This is a genomic window from Cryobacterium algoricola (assembly GCF_004402485.1).
Classification (GTDB): domain Bacteria; phylum Actinomycetota; class Actinomycetes; order Actinomycetales; family Microbacteriaceae; genus Cryobacterium; species Cryobacterium algoricola.
This window is the reverse complement of record NZ_SOFG01000004.1, coordinates 507,679-524,851: the sequence shown is the minus strand read 5'-3', so window position 1 is coordinate 524,851 and position 17,173 is coordinate 507,679. Positions and strand designations below refer to the sequence as shown.

Genomic DNA, 17,173 nt, shown 5'->3' with positions numbered 1-17,173 from the left:
CGCGTGCCCGTGTCCTGTTCCTGTTCGCCTTCACTGCTGCCGCGGCCTTTGTCCTCGTGACCATCGTCGATCCGTACTCCGGCGCGACCGCGTCCCCGTACTTCCAGTCCGCCGGTGGCCGCTTTGCCGGCCAGGCCACGCAGGTGGTTCAGGTCAACGGCACGTACGCGAACACGATCGTTCGCGAGTCGTACACCGTCACCGTGAAGCCCAAGCCGGTCCCTGTGCCCGTCGTTGCGGCCAAGGCGTCGAGCAAGTCGGGTTCGAGCTCCTCGGCACCGACGGCGGCCGTCGCGAGCCCCGGTTCGGCGCAGGAATACGCCGCCGGCGCGGTCGCCTCACGCGGCTGGGGCGGGGATCAGTACAACTGCCTCGTCTCCCTCTGGAACAAGGAATCCGGCTGGCGCGTCACGGCGGAGAACGGCAGCGGCGCATACGGCATTCCCCAGGCGCTCCCCGGTTCGAAGATGGCGTCTGCGGGCGCCGACTGGGCCACGAACGCGGGCACCCAGATCGAATGGGGCCTCGGCTACATCACCGGCCGCTACGGCACCCCCTGCGGCGCCTGGGCGCACTCGGTCGACTCCGGCTGGTACTAGACCTCCGCACCCGCAGGGCGCGATCGTGGCGCCCGTCGTGCCCGTGCGTGTCCGCGCCGACGTAGACTGTCCCAATGCCACGCAGCAATCATCCGAGGGGTCGCAGGCCCGGTTCGGACGATTCCGGTGATGACGAGACCCTCGACCGGATGCGGGCAGGGTGGCGTCGCACCGAGGAACGGCGAGACGGTCTCTGGACCGTTCAGCCCGTGACGGCGGTCCGGGCGACGAAGAGTTACGTCTGCCCCGGGTGCAGTCTCGAGATCGCCCCGAAGACTCCCCACCTCGTCGCGTGGCGTGCGGATGGGCTCATGGGCGAGGCCGCCGACCTCGCCGGCCGCCGGCACTGGCACAGCCACTGCTGGAGAATCAGATGATGCCGGTCGACACCGGCACGAGGGAGACACCGTGAGTTCCACCGTCACCGAGATCCGGGGCGGCGTCGAACTGCCCGCCCGCCGTGAGCGCATCGAACTGCACACGAGCGACGGACTGACCCTGGTCGGGGAACTCGCCCTGCCGCTCGACCGCGAGCCGGTCGCGACACTCGTGACGCTGCATCCGCTGCCGACTCACGGCGGATTCATGGACTCGCACATCCTGCGCAAGGCAGCGGGGCGCCTGCCGGCCCTCGCCGACCTCGCCGTGCTGCGGTTCAACACCCGGGGGACGACCTCAACGCGCGGCACGAGCGGCGGCAGCTTCGACCACGGCAACGCCGAACGGCTCGACGTCGCTGCGGCCATGGCGTTCGTCGCCGAGCGAAAGCTCCCCAACCCGTGGCTGGTCGGCTGGTCCTTCGGCACCGAGCTGGCGATCAAGTACGGCCTCGAGCAGCCGATCGTCGGGGCGATCCTGTTGTCCCCGCCGCTGCACCGGGCGACGGATGCGGAACTGGCAGCCTGGGCGGGCAACTCGCGCCGGCTCGTGGCCATCATCCCTGAGCACGACGACTATCTGCGGCCCGACGCCGCCAGGGAACGATTCGCGAGTGTCCCGGAGACCCTGTTCATCGCCGTCGACGGGGGGAAGCACCTCTGGGTGGGGGAGACCCAGACCAAGCGCATCCTCAACGAGATCGTTGCCGTCGTGAACCCGGCGGCGGCGCCGCTGCCCACCGAGTGGCTCGGCTGAGCGACCTCCGAGCCCGGGTCAGAGCTCGTTCTGGCGGGGAATCACGACCTGCTTGATGATCATGAGCACCGCCGCGGCGACGGGGATCGCGATGAGCGCGCCGAGGATGCCGAGCAGTGACCCGCCCGCGAGAGCCGCGACGACGACCACAGCGCCGGGCACCGACACGGCGCGGCGCATGATGTTGGGGCTCAGGACGTAGGCCTCGACCTGCATGTACACGATGTAGTAGATCGCGGCGACCAGGGCGGTGAGGGTCGAGCTGCCGATGCCGGGGATCAGGCACGCGAGCACGATGATCACGGAGCCGCTGATCGTGCCGACGAGGGGGATCAACGACCCCAGGAACGCGATCACCGCGAGCAGGGCGGGGAAGGGTGCGCCGATGATCGACAGGAACGTGAAGCTCAGCACGCCGTTGCACGAGGCGAGGGCGGCCTGCCCCACGACGAAGCGGCCGACGGATGTCGTGATCTGCTCGCTGAGGTCGGCGAACCGTTCCCGCTTCGAGGCAGGCACCAGCTGGTAGGTCGCGGTCTTGAGGCTGTGCAGCGAGGCGGTGAAGTAGAGCGACAGGATCACGATGATCAGCGCACCGAACAGCCCGCTGACCACGGCGAGCCCGGACTGGATGATCGCGGTGGTGATCGTCGTCACGTTGGTGCTCACATAGTCCGTGATCGACTTGACGATTCCGGAAACGGGGAGCGCGGGGAACTGTTTCTGGATGTCCGACAGGAACGTCGACGTGTTGACGGACCGGACGAGCTCGGGAATCGCCTGCGACAACTTGGTGATCTGATCGACGATGATCGGGACGATCGCGAAGATGACGCCGGTCAGCACCCCGATCACCGCGATCAGGACGGCCAGGATCGCCGCCCAGCGCGGAAAGCCCTTCTTCTCGAGCCAGGACACCGAAGGGTCGAGCCCGAGTGCGATGAACAGGGCGGCACCGATGTAGGTGATGATCGTCTGCAGACTGACGATCGAGCTCAGGATGAGGATCCCGACCCCGACCCCGAGGGTTCCGATCAGGCCCAGGCGGAATGCGTTCTGGATTTTCACGGGGATCTCCTCGGAGTGGGGGCGGTAATCAATCGTCCAGTGCTGTGACCTTTTCCGCCTGCGTGAGGAGGCCTCGCAGGCTCTCGAAGTAGCCGGCGACCGAGTCGCGCTCAATCCTAATCTGGGAGAGGCGCTCTTCCGCGTCGGCGACGAGTGCGCGTGTCCGCTTTTCCGCCTCGGTGATGAGTGCCGTGGCGCGGGACTCCGCGTCCTGCACGATCTGCTCGGCATGGGCTTCCGCGGCCAGGCGGGCCGTCTTGGCCTCTGCGCGGGCGCCGGAGTCGAGCTGCTCGTTCAACGCGCGCAGCTCGAGGGTGCGCTGGTTGGTCTCCGCGAGCTGCTTCGTCGCATCGTCGAGGAACTTCTGGGTCTGGGCGACGGCCTCCTGGTGGCGGGCCAGATGACCCTGCTCAGCCTCGTCCCGGCGGGCCTTGAGCTCGACGTCGAGGTCGGCGCGGGTCTGGTCGATGTCGCGGCGCAGGCGGGCCTGCTCGTGCTCGCCGCGCTTGCGCTCGGCCGTGAGCTGGTTATCGAGGTCGATCCGGAGCTGTTCGCCGTCTGCGGTGAAGTCCGCGCGCACCTGTTCGTTTTCCCTGGCGAGGTCGGCGGCGGCCTGTTCGGCCCGCGCGGCCTGAGCGGCTCGTGCCTTCTCGAGTTCCTGGGCGAGGGCGGCGCGCTGGCGGGCGATTTCCCGAGCGAGTTCGGTCTCCGCCTGTTCGCGTTCGATGCCGAGGTCTATGCGGGCCTGGTCGATCTCGCGGGCGAGGTCGGTGCGGGCCTGGTCGATCTCTGCGGCCAGCGCGTTGTGGGCCTGCTCGGTCTCGTGGGCGAGGTCGATGGCGGCCTGCTCGGCCTCCTGGGCGCTGTCGAAGCGGGCCTTTTCGGTCTCGGCGGTGAGGTCGATCCTGGCCTGCTCGGTTTCCCTGGCCAGGTCCGCGCGCTGCTGGTCGAGTTCGAGGGCGACCTCGGCACGGGTGAGTTCGGTTTCGCGCGTCAGCCCTGCGGCGATTTCACGGGCATCCGTTGCTTCGCGCTGCGCGACGACGCGGACCTCCGCGGCCTCCCGCTCTGCTTCGGAGCGGATGGCGGCGACCTCGCGCTTGACGGTCGCCCGGAGCTCGGCGGCTTCCGTGGCGACGGCACCGCGGATCGCGGCTGCCTCCTGCACCGCGTCGCCGGTGACGGTCGTGTAATCGTCGTGGGCGCGTGCGAGCAGGTCGTCGGCTTCGGCGCGGGCGTCGTCGAGGAGACGGCTGGCCTTCACATTTGCGTCGGAAAGGGCGCGCTCAGCGCGCTCCGTCGCTTCGCGGCGCAGGGTGTCGACCTCGCTCGCGGCGGAGGCGCGGAGGCGCTCAGCGTCGATGTCCGCCTGGGCGATCACCCGGGTGGACTGTTCCTCGGCGACCCGCAGGGTGTTCTCGAGTTTCGTGCCGAGCCCGGAGAACGTGGGGCTGCCGACCTCTTCGATTTCGGCGTTCAGGTCGTCGATGTGCGCGGTGAGGCGCTTGATTTCCTTGTTGGCTTCCGTGCCCTGGCTGTTCGCCTGGATCAGATCACGACGCAGCCCCTGAATGGCCCTGTCGACCTCTTCTTTGTCATAACCACGGAAAACCTGGGTGAAATCAGCTTCGTCGATCGCCACACTATCTCCTTGTATTGGAACTCTGACCCCGCATTTAGTCCGTCCACGGGGGCCATGATAATTTTAGTGGGTTGACGCGGTGGTTGTGCGTCCCGTGTACAGGGGTCTATTAGGCAGCTTTCAGGACGAGACAGTATCGTGGAATGTCCTGTCTGCTGCTTCCCGGACCCGCTCCGGGTTCGGGCACCCGTGTGTGCGGAGCGGCTGGCGACACAGGAGGGTATCAGTGCGTTTCCTTTTTGCCATTGTGGCGCTCGTTCTTGCGGGCGTGATGATCGTGCTCGGCATTGCCCAGCGGACGGTCTTCCTCGAGCCTGCGACGAGTAGCCTGAGCGCGACCATCGCTGCCGCCGCTCCGTACGCTGTGATCGATTCCAGCGCCCTCACGGAGCACCCCAACGCGCAGACCGTGACCCTGTCGGGCGCCGACACCGTGTTCGCGGCATACGGCCGCACGGCGGATGTGAAGGCGTGGCTGGCCGGGAATGCCTATGTCAGCATCCACTCGGCCGAGGGCAACACCCCGGGCCTCGCGAGCGACACCGTCGCCGCAGACGCCGAAGCCCCCACTGGCACCACGCCGGCCGCGGCAGTGACCGTGACGAACCCGGCCGGTTCGGACCTCTGGCTCGAGGAATTCACCGGCACGAAGGAACTCACGGCGACCGTGAACCTGCCGGCGGGCATCTCGATGATTGTCGCCTCAGACGGCACCAACCCCGCGCCGTCGACGGTGAGCATCACCTGGCCCGTCGACAACTCGACCCCGTGGGCCGGCCCGCTGATCATGGGCGGTGCCGTCCTCGCCCTGATCGGGCTCATCCTCTACCTGTGGGCGCTCATCCACCTCCGCAGGTCGCACGGCCCGCGCCGTAACCTGCCCAAGGGCCCGCGGATGCCGCGACTTCCGCGCGCTCCCCGCCCCAAGTCCATCAAGGCGAGCGAGATCACCGGGCGACGGTCGATCGGGCGGTCCATGATCGCGGTCGTTCCGATCTTCCTCGTGTCCGGACTCGTGCTGACCGGGTGCTCCTCGGAATTCTGGCCGGGTGCCGGCGCGACCGATGCGGCCACCGTCAGCTCCACCCCTGACGCGAGCGGTGCTGCCGTCGTGATCAAGGACGTGCCTCCTGCCGCCGTGACGGTGCCGCAGCTCGAGCGGATCATGACCAAGATCGCCGCGGTCGCTGCGGACGGCGACAAGAACCTGAGCGCAGACATCCTCGCGACCCGGTTCACCGGTCCCGCCTTCGACCAGCGACTGGCCAACTACAAGGTGCGCGCCATCGCCCCCGACTTCCCGGCACTCGCCGCGCTTCCCGCGGGACCGCTGACGCTTTCGCTTCCGCAGCAGTCGGCGACCTGGCCCCGAGTCGTGATGACCGTCGTCCAGAACAAGGACACCCCGGATGTCGCCCCGACCGTCGTGGTGCTGCGGCAGGAATCTGCGCGGGCGAGTTACCTCGTCGACTATGCGGTGCAGCTCGAACCCTCCGCGAAGATCCCGGACCTGGCCCCCGCCACGATCGGCGCACCCATCATCGCCCCCGACTCGAAACTGATGCTCCTGCCGCCGGACCAGGTCGCGGCCGCGTACGCCGACATCCTCAGCACGGGCGAAGCGAGCCCGTCGTTCGCCCTGTTCGAGGCGACCGGCGACAGTTTCCGTACCCAGATCGACGCGAACAAGGCGGACAAGAAGGCCAAGCTGCCGACCACGGCGTCGATCGAATTCGGCGCCAAGGCCAGCACGGGCCCCACGCTCGCCCTGGCGACGAACGACTCGGGTAGCATCGTCGCCGTGAGCCTCGAGGAGACGGAAACCGTCAGACCCGTCGATGCGGCCGCGACGGTCAGCCCCGGTGAGGGCGCGGTCGCGAGCAAGGCGCTCTCCGGCCTCACCGCCACCGCGAAGGGCTTCAAGAACACCTACGCCGACCAGCTCCTGTTCCACGTTCCGGCGGCCGGTTCGAGCGATAAAATTGTCCTCCTTGGCTTTGCCCAGGGACTGATCTCGTCTACGGAGCTTCCATGAGTCTTGTCCCCCCGTCCGCCGCCAGCATGCGCGGCGCCGTCGATCTGTCGTCCCTCGTGAACCGGCCGCCTGCACCGGCGGCCGGGGGAGCAGGTGCCCCCGGGGCGCCCGCGCAGGCCGGACAGGCCGGGGCCGTCCCGGTTCCGAGCCTCGTGTCCCTGGGAACGGACGCGAACTTCGGCGAGATCCTCGACCTGTCCGCGACCGTTCCGGTCATCGTCGATCTGGGGTCTGCGCGCAGCGAACAGAGCGCCCAGCTGACCCTCGTGCTCACCCGGCTGATCCTCGAGTACGCCGGCCGGTTCGTGCTGGCCACTGTCGACGTGGACTCGAACCCGCAGCTGACCCAGGCGTTCCAGGCCCAGTCGATCCCGACTGTCGCCGCTGTCATCGGCGGCCAGCCCGTCGCGCTCTTCAACGGCGTGATCGCGGAGGACCAGGTGCGTCTGGTGCTCGAGCGTGTGCTCGAGCTCGCTGCGGAGCACGGTGTCGTCGGCACCGCGGTCGCTCCGGAGGGAGCGGATGCCGCGACCCCCGTCGCTCCTCCGGAACCCGAGCTCCCGCCGCACCACGTCGAGGCGTACGAGGCGATCGAACGGGGCGACTACGACGCCGCAATCGCGATTTACAAGACGGCGCTGGCGAGGGACCCCAGGGACAACCTCTCGGTCGCCGGTCTCGCCCAGGTGGGACTGCTCGCCCGGCTCAAGGGCAAGACGCTCGCCGAGATCCGCGCAGCGGCCGCTGCCGCGCCGGACGACCTCGATGCGCAGCTGCTCGTCGCCGACCTCGACCTGTCCGGCGGACACGTCGAGGACGCCTTCGACCGGCTCCTCACGCTCTTCCCCAACCAGGACGCCGCGGGCAAGAACCGCATCCGCGAACGCATCCTCGATCTGTTCGAGGTCATCGGCCAGGACGACCCCCGGGTCGCCCCCACCCGCAAGCGCCTCACCATGCTCCTCTACTAGCGGGCGCAGCTCCGCGAGAGTACGAAAATGGCCCCCTCCCCGCTCGGGAGTGGGCCATTTTCGTACTCTCGCGGAGTTCAGCGGGCTTCGGTCAGCGGCGCAGGCGCAGCCAGACGCCGGCGAGGGCCGGCAGCGTGACGAGGGCGGATGCCGGTCGCCCGGTCCACGGTTCGTCCGTCGCGGTGACCTGGCCCAGGTTCCCCATGCCCGAACCGCCGAAGTTCTGGGCATCCGTGTTCAGGATCTCGTCCCAGACGCCCGCGAACGGAAGACCCACCCGGTAGCCGGTGTGCGGCTGGCCGGCGAAGTTGAAGACGCACGCGATCGGCGTGCCCGAATCGTCCCAGCGCAGGAACGAGACGACGTTCTGCGCCGCGGCTCCTCCGTCGAGCAGCTCGAACCCGGCCGGGTCGGTGTCGCGTTCCCAGAGCGCGGCGTTCGCCCGGTAGACCCGGTTGAGCTCGCCGACGAGGGTGAACAGCCCACGGTGGGGAGACTGGTCGAGGAGCCACCAGTCCAGCCCGCGCGATTCGCTCCACTCCTGCAGCTGGCCGAACTCCTGCCCCATGAACAGGAGCTGCTTGCCGGGGTGCGCCCACATGAACGACAGGTACACCCGCACGTTGGCGAGCTTCTGCCAGTCGTCTCCCGGCATCCGGGCGACGAGCGAACCCTTGCCGTGCACGACCTCGTCGTGGCTGATCGGCAGGAGGAAGTTCTCGCTGAACGCATAGACGAACGAGAAGGTGATCTCGTTGTGGTGGTACGACCGGTACATCGGATCGATGCTCGTGTATTCGAGCGAGTCGTGCATCCAGCCCATGTTCCACTTGAAGCCGAAGCCGAGGCCGCCGCGCGAGGTGGGCGCCGTGACCCCGCCCCAGTTCGTGGATTCCTCGGCGATCATGACGGTGCCCGGGTTGCGCTTGTACGCCGTCGCGGTGACCTCCTGCAGAAGGCTGATCGCCTCGAGGTTCTCGTTTCCGCCGTAGATGTTCGGTTCCCACTGGCCGTATTCACGGGAGTAGTCGAGGTAGAGCATGGACGCGACGGCGTCGACGCGCAGTCCGTCGATGTGGAATTCCTCGAGCCAGTAGAGCGCGTTGGCGACGAGGAAGTTCCGGACCTGGGTCTGGCCGAAGTCGAAGACGTAGGTTCCCCAGTCCATCTGCTCGCCGCGGCGGGGATCCGCGTGCTCGTAGAGCGCCTGCCCGTCGAAGCGGGCGAGCGCGAAGTCATCCTTGGGGAAGTGCCCGGGCACCCAGTCCATGATGACGCCGATGCCGGACTGGTGCAGCCGGTCGATCAGATAGCGCAGGTCGTCGGGGTGGCCGAATCGGCTGGTCGGGGCGTAGTAGCCGGTGACCTGGTAGCCCCACGATCCGCCGAACGGATGCTCGGCGAGCGGCATGAACTCCACGTGCGTGTACGCGAGCTCGTGCAGATAGCCGATCAGCTGGTCGGCGAGGTCACGGTAGCCGAGCCCGGGGCGCCAGGAACCGACGTGCATCTCGTAGATGCTCATCGGTCGTTTGTGGGCCTGGGTCCTGGCCCGCTCGGCCAGCCATTCCGCATCCGCCCATTCGTAGTGCGTCTCGCCGATGACCGAAGCGGTCAAGGGGGGCACCTCGGTGTAGCGGGCCATCGGGTCGGCCTTGCGCACCCAGTCACCGGACTGGGCGAGGATTTCGAACTTGTAGTTGGAGCCGGGGTGCAGGCCGGGCACGAAGAGCTCCCAGACCCCTGTGCTGCCCATGTTGCGCATGGCGTGCAGGATTCCGCTCCACGAGTTGAAGTCGCCGATCACCCGGACGGCCTGTGCGTGCGGGGCCCACACCGAGAACGAGGTTCCGGCGACCAGGCCGGCCGTCTCGTCGGTCGGGAGCGGGGCCACGGCGGCCGCGGAATGGTAGTGGGCGCCGAGCACGTCCCAGAGCCGCTCGTGCCTGCCCTCGCCGATGAGGTGCAGGTCGAGCTCGCCGAGCGTCGGCAGGAAGCGGTACGGGTCGTCGACGACCCAGGTGGGGGCTTCGGGATACCGGGCCTCGAGCTCGTATGCCTGCAGGCCGACGGTGCTCACCCCCTGCCAGACGCCGTAGCCGATGTGCGCGAGCTCGATGTGGGCGCCGGATTCGAGTAGTGCGAAGACCTCGCTCGCGAGCGGCCGCAGCGCACGGATGACGGTGAGCGGGTCCGCGATCTTCGTCCCGCCGACGAGATGCTGGCCCAGGATCTCGTGAGGGTTGTAGTACCGGCCCTCGGCGATCGCCTGCAGGATGCCGGGGGCGACGACCGGCACGGTGGCGGGGCGGGGGGGCGTGGGCGTCATCGTACTGCTCCTCTGACGTGCAGGATGTGTACCGGTTCGGTAGCGGCATCCAGTCGCACGAAGTTGTCTGCTGTCCAGGTCCAGATGGCCCCGGTGATCAGTTCCTCGACCTCGAAGACCGTGCCGGGCTCGAGGCCGAAACGGGTCACGTCGAGGCGCACCATGGTCTCGCGCACGGAATGCGGGTCCAGGTTGACGACGACGATGATCGCGTCTGAGCTGCCGGTCCCGGTGTGTGCCGCGTCGAGGTACTTGCTGTAGACGAGCACGGCGCCGTCGTCGCTCGTGTGCAGGTCGAGGTTGCGCAGCTGGCCGAGAGCGGGATGGGCGCGGCGGACGGCATTGAGCAACGAGACGAACGGCGCGAGGGACTCGCCTGCCGCTTCCGCCGCCGCGAAGTCGCGGGGGCGGTACTCGTACTTCTCGTTGTCGATGTTCTCCTCGGCGCCGGGGCGGGGCACGCTTTCGAAGAGTTCGAACCCGGCGTACATGCCCCAGGTCGGGGCGGCCGTCGCTGCGAGGGCCGCCCGGATCTTGAAGGCGGCGTGCCCGCCGACCTGGAGGAACTCCGACAGGATGTCCGGGGTGTTCACGAAGAGGTTCGGCCGGTAGAAGTCCGGCGTCGTCGTCGCGAGGCCGTGGAAGAACTCCTCGAGCTCGACCTTCGTGTTGCGCCAGGTGAAATAGCTGTACGACTGCTGGAATCCGACCTTGCCGAGCGCGTGCATGAGCGCAGGGCGAGTGAACGCCTCGGCCAGGAAGATCACGTCGGGGTTCTCCTCGGTGACCCGGTTGATCAGCCACTCCCAGAAATCGAGGGGCTTGGTGTGCGGGTTGTCGACCCGGAAGATCCGTACGCCGAGGCTCATCCAGTGGCGCACGATCCGCAACACCTCGGCACGGATGCCGGCGGGATCGTTGTCGAAGTTGATCGGGTAGATGTCCTGGTACTTCTTGGGCGGGTTCTCGGCGTAGGCGATGCTGCCGTCCGGAAGTGTGGTGAACCACTCGGGGTGCTCGGTCACCCAGGGGTGGTCCGGCGAGGCCTGCAGGGCGAGGTCGAGGGCGACCTCGAGGCCGTTGTCCGCTGCGGCGGCGAGGAAGTGCCGGAAGTCGTCGACGGTGCCGAGGTCGGGGTGGATGGCGTCGTGGCCGCCGTCCTCCGATCCGATCGCCCAGGGCGAGCCGGGGTCGTTCGGCCCGGCGTTGAGGGTGTTGTTCGGGCCCTTGCGGTAGGAACGGCCGATCGGGTGGATCGGCGGCAGGTACAGCACGTCGAAGCCCATCGCGGCGACGCCGGGGAGGCGATCCTCCGCGGTGCGGAAGGTTCCGCTCTGCCAGGAGTGGTCTGCGCGCTGCACGGCTCCCTCGGAGCGGGGGAAGAACTCGTACCAGGAGCCGACGCCGGCCCGGGTGCGTTCCACCCGCACGGCGCGCTGTGCCGAGGTCGAGGACAGCCCGGAGAGCGGGCGTGCGGTGATGTACGCGTTCAGCGACGGCGTGTCGAGCAGGGCGAGGCGATCGTCGACCGAGATGCCCGGGTCCACGAGGTCCGCTGCGGCGTGGGCGAAGGCGCGACGCTCTGCCACGGGCCGGCGTTTGTCCTTACCGGCCGCGGCGAGGAGCACCGAACCTTCGAGGAAGGTCAGCTCGATGTCGATCCCTGCCGGAACCTTGATCTCGGCGGTGTGCACCCAGGTGGCCCAGTCGTCGGCCCACGCCCGCACCCGGTACTGCCAGGTGCCCTGGCGGTCGAGGGTGACGAGAGCGGTCCAGCGGTCGGTCCCCGGAGCGCCCGGATGCATCGGGTGCTCTGACTTGGTGCCCTCGGGATCGGTCAGGAGCAGGGTGACCCCGATCAGGTCGTGACCCTCGCGGAACGCCGTCGCAGCGAAGGGGACGGCTTCACCGACGAAGGCCTTGGCCGGCCACAGGTTGTCGGCGAGCTGGGGCGCAAGGTCGAGGATCGGAATGCGGCTGATGCGCGTCGGTTCCTCCCTGCCTCGCTTGCCCAGGACCGCAGGGGGAGCCAGGTTCGGGCCGGCGTCGGTGCCTGCCACGGATTCGGGAACAACATTCGCACGTTTAGCTGTCTTTGCCACAAGAAGACCGTAGCGCGAATTGTGTGCTTTCCGGGGGACGAAAGGCCCAGAGACCTCCCAGCGCCTCTAGGCTGGAACGTGTGAAGGCGATCCGTAAATTTACAGTCCGCACCGTCGTGCCCGAGGCTCTTGCTGCCCTCGATGAGCTTGCCGGTAACCTGCGCTGGTCCTGGCACGAGCCGACCCGCCAACTCTTCGAACACATCTCACCCGAGCTGTGGCGCGAAATCGGCACCGATCCCGTTGCCTTGCTCGGCGCCGTCGATCCGGCACGCCTCGTGGCGCTCGCCGCGGACCACGACTACGTCTCCTGGGTGAATTCGATCAGGGACGGGCTGCGCTCCTACCTGCAGGAACCGCGCTGGTACCAGGGCCTCGAGGGTGACAAGCCCGAGTCGATCGCATACTTCTCCCCGGAGTTCGGCATCGCCGCCGCGCTCCCGCAGTACTCCGGCGGACTCGGGATCCTCGCGGGCGACCACCTGAAAAGCGCGTCTGACCTCGGCGTCCCGCTCATCGGCGTGGGCCTGTTCTACCGGGCGGGCTACTTCAGCCAGGCGATCTCCCCGGATGGCTGGCAGATCGAAAGCTATCCGCTGCTCGACCCCGACGGCCTGCCCCTGTCCGTGCTGCGCCGTGCTGACGGTTCCGCCGTGCAGGTGTCCCTCGCCCTCCCCGACAACCGCACCCTGCACGCGAGGGTCTGGCAGGCGAACGTCGGCCGCATCCGCTTGCTCATGCTCGACACGGACATCCCCGAGAACACGGACGACCTGCGCCTCGTCACCGACCGGCTCTACGGCGGCGGCGGCGAGCACCGGCTGCTGCAGGAACTGCTGCTCGGCATCGGCGGCGCCCGCGCCGTCAAGGTCTGGAGCGCCCTCAACAACCGGCCGGAACCCGAGGTGTTCCACACCAACGAGGGTCACGCCGGCTTCCTCGGCCTCGAGCGCATCTCGAGCCTGATCGGCGATGGACTGAGCTTCGCCGAGGCCCTGCAGGTCGCGCGCGCCGGAACGGTGTTCACGACCCACACGCCCGTCGCCGCGGGAATCGACCGGTTCGAGCGCAGTCTCGTACGGCGGTACTTCGAGACCGACCTCCTCCCCGGTGTCGGCGTCGACGAACTCCTCGCCCTCGGCGCGGAGAACTATCCGGGCGGCTCGCCCGACGTCTTCAACATGGCCCTGATGGGCCTGCGGCTCGGCCAGCGCGCCAACGGCGTCTCCAAGCTGCACGGCGAGGTCAGCCGGCGGATGTTCAAGGGACTCTGGCCGGGCTTCGACGCCGAAGACGTGCCGATCGACTCGATCACCAACGGCGTGCACGCCCCGACCTGGACCGACCCCTCGCTGCTCCACCTCGCCGAGGACCGCCTGGGCACGAGCGACACCTCAGAGGCCGACTGGGCGTCGCCCGCCATCACCGACGACGACCTGTGGTCTGTGCGCGGGACGATGCGCCTGCAGTTCGTCGAGGACGCCCGCCGGCGCATCGCCGCGGCCTGGCTCGTGCAGAACCCCGGCGGGATCGTACCCGGCTGGATCGGCCAGGTCTTCGACCCGAAGGTGCTCACCATCGGCTTCGCCCGCAGAGTCCCGACCTACAAGCGCCTGACCCTGATGCTGCACGACCCCGAGCGCCTCCGCGCCCTGCTGCTGCACCCGGAGCACCCGATCCAGATCGTGATCGCCGGCAAGTCGCACCCCGCCGACGAAGAAGGCAAACGCCTCATCCAGAAGGTCGTGCAGTTCGCGGCCGATCCCGAACTGCGCACCCGCATCGCCTTCCTCCCTGACTACAACATCGGCATGGCCCAGTTGATGTACCCGGGCACGGATGTCTGGCTCAACAACCCGCTGCGTCCCCTGGAGGCCTGTGGCACCTCGGGCATGAAGGCGGCACTCAACGGAGCGCTCAACCTCTCGATCCTCGACGGCTGGTGGCCCGAGTACTACGACGGCAAGAACGGCTGGGCGATCCCGTCCGCCGATGCGGCCGGCGACTCCGCGGAGCGCGACCGGATCGAAGCGGATGCTCTCTACGAACTCATCGAGCACCACGTCGCGCCCCGCTTCTACGACCGCAACGCCGACGGGGTCCCCGAACGCTGGGTCGCCTCGATCCGGCACACCCTCGCGACTCTGTCCCCGGAGCTCAACGCCGGCCGGATGGTGCGCCAGTATGTGCAGAAGCTCTACCGCCCTGCCGGGGCGGCCGAGGCACGCCTGTCCGCGAACAACTACCGCGCAGCACGCGAGCTCGCCGTGTGGAAGGGACGCATCGTCGCCAAGTGGCCCGGCGTCTCCGTCGCCCACGTCGAGTCAGGGGGAGTCGCGGCGGTCCCCAAGGTCGGCGACGAGCTGCACCTGCGCGCCCACGTCCAGCTGAACGGGCTCGACCCCGCCGATGTGACGGTCGAGGTCGTCTACGGCAAGAGCCTCGCCAACGACGAGCTGAGCGGTGTGCACACCCTCGCGCTCGAAGCGGTCGTCGACCCGGATGCCGCGGACGGTTCGGACACACCCGAGCAGGGCGGCGCGACCCTCTTCACCGGAACGGTCGCGCTCGACCGCGGCGGTGCGTTCGGGTACACCGTGCGCGTCGTCCCGAAGAACGACCTGCTCGTGAGCTCGGCCGAGATGGGCCTGATCGCCGTAGCCGGCTAGCGCGCGATGGGGGCGGTGAGGGCGTCGGTGGCGGCGAGCAGGTCCGCCGGCGCCAGCTCGATGTCGAAGCCGCGGCGCCCGCCGGAGACGAACACGGTGTCGTAGAGCAGGGCGGTCTCGTCGACGACGGTCGCCAGGCGGGTCTTCTGCCCGACCGGGCTGATGCCGCCGAGAACGTAGCCGGTCTTCCGCTCGGCGAGTTTCGGGTCGGCCATCACGGCCTTCTTGGCGCCGGCCGCGTGCGCGAGCGCCTTGAGGTCGAGCTGTCCCGCGACCGGCACGACGGCGACAACGAGCGTGCCATCGGCATCCGCCAGCAGGGTCTTGAACACCCGCGCCGGGTCGAGCCCGAGCTTGGCGGCTGCCTCGAGGCCGTACCCCGTCGCCGACGGGTCGTGGTCGTAGGCGTGCGGGGTGAAACGGATGCCCGCATGAGTGAGCGCGACCGTCGCGGGAGTACCCCCGGCACCATCGTGCTTCTTCACCACTGCGGCTCCTCCACGACCGGGCCGGACTAGCTCGCCCGGAACAGCTGCATCGATGCACCCGGCACGAGCAGGCGGGTGCCGGGGATGTGCTCGATGACCGCGTCGCTCAGGTCGTCGTGGCTGGAATCCCAGAGCAGCGTATACGAGGAGACCCCGGCATGCTCCGGCAGCGTCACGGTCACGTCGCGCTCACGGCCCTGCACGATGAGGAGGATCCGGTTGAACTCCTCGAACTCGGGCGTCGAGGCCGCAAGATACTGCAGGGTGCGCTCCTTCGGGGAGTGCCAGTTGTCCTCCGACATGGACTTGCCTTCGATGTTGTACCAGTCCATCTCGCTCGCGCTCAGCGTGGTTTCGCCGGAGCGGCCGAACCACACCGGGCGGAGGGCCGGGTTCTCGCGACGCAGCTGGAGCAGCTTCCGCGTGACGCGGTGCAGGTCGACCTGCCAGTCGTCGAGGTCCCAGTTCAGCCAGGTCAGCTCGCTGTCGTGGCAGTACGCGTTGTTGTTGCCGCGCTGGCTGCGACCGAATTCGTCGCCGGCCGTGAGCATCGGGATGCCGGCGGAGAGTAACAGGGTGCCGAGGAGGTTGCGCATCGCCTTGCGCCGGGTCGCGAGGATGCCGCGGTCGCGCGTCGGCCCCTCTGCGCCGTGGTTGAACGAATTGTTACTGTCGGTGCCGTCACGGTTCGATTCGCCGTTTCCGACGTTGTGCTTGACGTTGTACGCGGTCAGGTCTGCCATCGTGAAGCCGTCGTGCGCCGTGATGAAGTTGAGGGATGCGAGCGGGCCACGCTCCATGGAGAAGGTGTTCGCGGAGCCGGCCAGCCGGGTCGCGAACCGGCCGATGCCGCTTCCGGAGTGGCCGTCCCTGGCCGCTGCGATGTCGGTGAGCCAGAACGAGCGCATCCGATCGCGGTAGCGGTCGTTCCACTCGGTCCAGCCGTCCGGGAAGTTGCCGGTCTGCCAACCGCCCATGCCCACGTCCCACGGCTCGGCGATGAGCTTCACGCCGGCGAGTTCCGGATCGGACTGGATGGACTTGATCAGGGGATGGTCGCGCTGGAACTCCACGTTGTCGCCGCGGCTGAGCGTCGCGGCGAGGTCGAACCGGAAACCGTCGATCTGCACGTCGTTCGCCCAGTACTTGAGCGAGTCGAGCACCAGCCGCCTCGGCACCTCGTTGGAGACGTTGAGGGTGTTGCCGCAGCCGGTGACGTCGACATAGCCGCCCGCGTCGTTCTGGCGGTAGTAGGTCGCGTTGTCGATGCCGCGGAGACTGCTCGCGGGGCCGCCGGGGCCTTCCTCTGCGGTGTGGTTGTAGACCACGTCGAGGATCACCTCGAGGCCGGCCTCGTGCAGAAGTTTGACCATGCCTTTGAACTCGCGGAGCACGGCCTCCGGTCCGGCCGACTGGGACGCCATCGTCGCGTAGTCGGCGTGCGGGGTGAAGAAGTTGAAGGTGTTGTAACCCCAGTAGTTGGTCAGGCCCTGCTTGAGCAGGCGCTGCTCGGACACGAAGGCCTGAACGGGGAGGAGCTCGACCGTGGTGACGCCGAGTTCCTTGAGATAGCCGATCGTCGCCTCGTGCGCCAGGCCGGCGTACGTGCCGCGGAGGTCGGCGGGGATCGCCGGGTTGAGCTTGCTGATGCCGCGCACGTGCGCCTCATAGACCACGGTGTGGTCGAGCGCGATCTTCGGCTTCACCGAACCGGCCCAGTCGAAGGCGTCGTCGACGACGGAGGACTGCCACTGCTCAGGGCCGACTCTGACGAGGCCCCGCGAATAGGGCTCGACCATGGTCTTCTCGGGGTGGAACGAATTCGTGGGCGAGGCAGGCCCGGAGACGCGGATGCCGTAGTGTCGGCCCGCGGCCAGGGTGCGACTGCGACCGGACCAGACGTTGTCCGCATCGCGGGTCATCGGCACGGTCTTGACGATCCAGTTCGGGTCCGTGGTGTCGAAGATGCAGAGGTCCATGGCCTCGGCGTTCTGCGACCAGACCCGGAGTTCGCCGACCCCGGCTGAAAGCCGCACGCCGAGGTTGTGCAGGGGATCGGCGTGAGTCATGCGTTCTAGAGTAATGAGTACGGAGAGTGGCCGTGACCACCGGCGCACGCGCAGCCAGCCGAAAACC

Annotated in this window: 12 protein-coding genes; 6 read left to right on the top strand and 6 right to left on the bottom strand. The window is 68.3% G+C overall.

Translation table 11 applies throughout. The features are described from left to right. Positions 1 to 56: 56 nt before the first annotated feature. The 3 genes from E3O44_RS02905 to E3O44_RS02895 all read left to right on the top strand — a co-directional run bounded on the left by E3O44_RS02905 (position 57) and on the right by E3O44_RS02895 (position 1,733). Positions 57 to 599 carry an aggregation-promoting factor C-terminal-like domain-containing protein gene (locus E3O44_RS02905; RefSeq protein WP_241975979.1) on the top strand — a complete coding sequence of 181 codons (543 nt, stop codon included), beginning with the start codon at positions 57 to 59 and terminating at the stop codon, positions 597 to 599. A 74-nt stretch (positions 600 to 673) separates the two neighbouring features. Continuing rightward, positions 674 to 976, top strand: coding sequence for a hypothetical protein (locus tag E3O44_RS02900; RefSeq protein ID WP_134532302.1), 303 nt, complete (start codon positions 674 to 676; stop codon positions 974 to 976). Between the two features lie 31 nt (positions 977 to 1,007). Continuing rightward, positions 1,008 to 1,733, top strand: a complete 726-nt coding sequence (locus E3O44_RS02895) for an alpha/beta hydrolase (RefSeq protein ID WP_241975978.1) — start codon at positions 1,008 to 1,010, stop codon at positions 1,731 to 1,733. Between the two features lie 18 nt (positions 1,734 to 1,751). Here E3O44_RS02895 and E3O44_RS02890 read toward each other — a convergent pair whose 3' ends face one another. Together E3O44_RS02890 and E3O44_RS02885 are read right to left on the bottom strand one after the other, a co-directional pair. Then, on the bottom strand, positions 1,752 to 2,801 hold the full coding sequence (locus E3O44_RS02890) for an AI-2E family transporter (protein WP_134532298.1): 1,050 nt from the start codon (positions 2,799 to 2,801) through the stop codon (positions 1,752 to 1,754). Positions 2,802 to 2,829: 28 nt separating this feature from the next. Then, positions 2,830 to 4,443 carry a DivIVA domain-containing protein gene (locus tag E3O44_RS02885; RefSeq protein WP_134532296.1) on the bottom strand — a complete coding sequence of 538 codons (1,614 nt, stop codon included), beginning with the start codon at positions 4,441 to 4,443 and terminating at the stop codon, positions 2,830 to 2,832. A 226-nt stretch (positions 4,444 to 4,669) separates the two neighbouring features. Here E3O44_RS02885 and E3O44_RS02880 point away from each other — a divergent pair, with 226 nt between their 5' ends. Together E3O44_RS02880 and E3O44_RS02875 are read left to right on the top strand one after the other, a co-directional pair. Next, positions 4,670 to 6,478 (top strand): DUF8094 domain-containing protein, encoded by a 1,809-nt coding sequence (locus E3O44_RS02880; RefSeq protein ID WP_134532294.1) that lies wholly within the window; start codon positions 4,670 to 4,672, stop codon positions 6,476 to 6,478. After that, complete coding sequence (locus E3O44_RS02875) at positions 6,475 to 7,449, top strand: tetratricopeptide repeat protein (RefSeq protein WP_134532292.1); 975 nt, start codon at positions 6,475 to 6,477, stop codon at positions 7,447 to 7,449. Before E3O44_RS02880 ends, E3O44_RS02875 begins: the two co-directional genes overlap by 4 nt. A gap of 91 nt (positions 7,450 to 7,540) precedes the next feature. Here the strand turns inward: E3O44_RS02875 and glgB are convergent, their stop codons facing one another. Continuing rightward, entirely contained in the window at positions 7,541 to 9,778 is a 2,238-nt protein-coding gene (gene glgB, locus E3O44_RS02870) for a 1,4-alpha-glucan branching protein GlgB (RefSeq protein ID WP_134532290.1), read from the bottom strand. Then, positions 9,775 to 11,760, bottom strand: coding sequence for an alpha-1,4-glucan--maltose-1-phosphate maltosyltransferase (locus E3O44_RS02865; protein WP_206751271.1), 1,986 nt, complete (start codon positions 11,758 to 11,760; stop codon positions 9,775 to 9,777). Before E3O44_RS02865 ends, glgB begins: the two co-directional genes overlap by 4 nt. A 200-nt stretch (positions 11,761 to 11,960) precedes the next feature. On the opposite strand from E3O44_RS02865, the gene glgP reads away from it, so the two are divergent. After that, positions 11,961 to 14,549: an alpha-glucan family phosphorylase gene (gene glgP, locus E3O44_RS02860; RefSeq protein ID WP_134532288.1), complete on the top strand. Its 2,589-nt coding sequence runs from the start codon at positions 11,961 to 11,963 to the stop codon at positions 14,547 to 14,549. Here glgP and ybaK read toward each other — a convergent pair. Beyond that, the gene (ybaK, locus tag E3O44_RS02855) at positions 14,546 to 15,034 is read right to left on the bottom strand and encodes a Cys-tRNA(Pro) deacylase (RefSeq protein WP_372488118.1); all 489 of its coding nucleotides are present in this window, start codon (positions 15,032 to 15,034) and stop codon (positions 14,546 to 14,548) included. The two genes, glgP and ybaK, sit on opposite strands and share 4 nt — an antisense overlap. Before the next feature lie 29 nt (positions 15,035 to 15,063). Next, positions 15,064 to 17,106, bottom strand: coding sequence for a glycogen debranching protein GlgX (gene glgX / locus E3O44_RS02850; RefSeq protein ID WP_134532284.1), 2,043 nt, complete (start codon positions 17,104 to 17,106; stop codon positions 15,064 to 15,066). Positions 17,107 to 17,173: the final 67 nt, after the last annotated feature.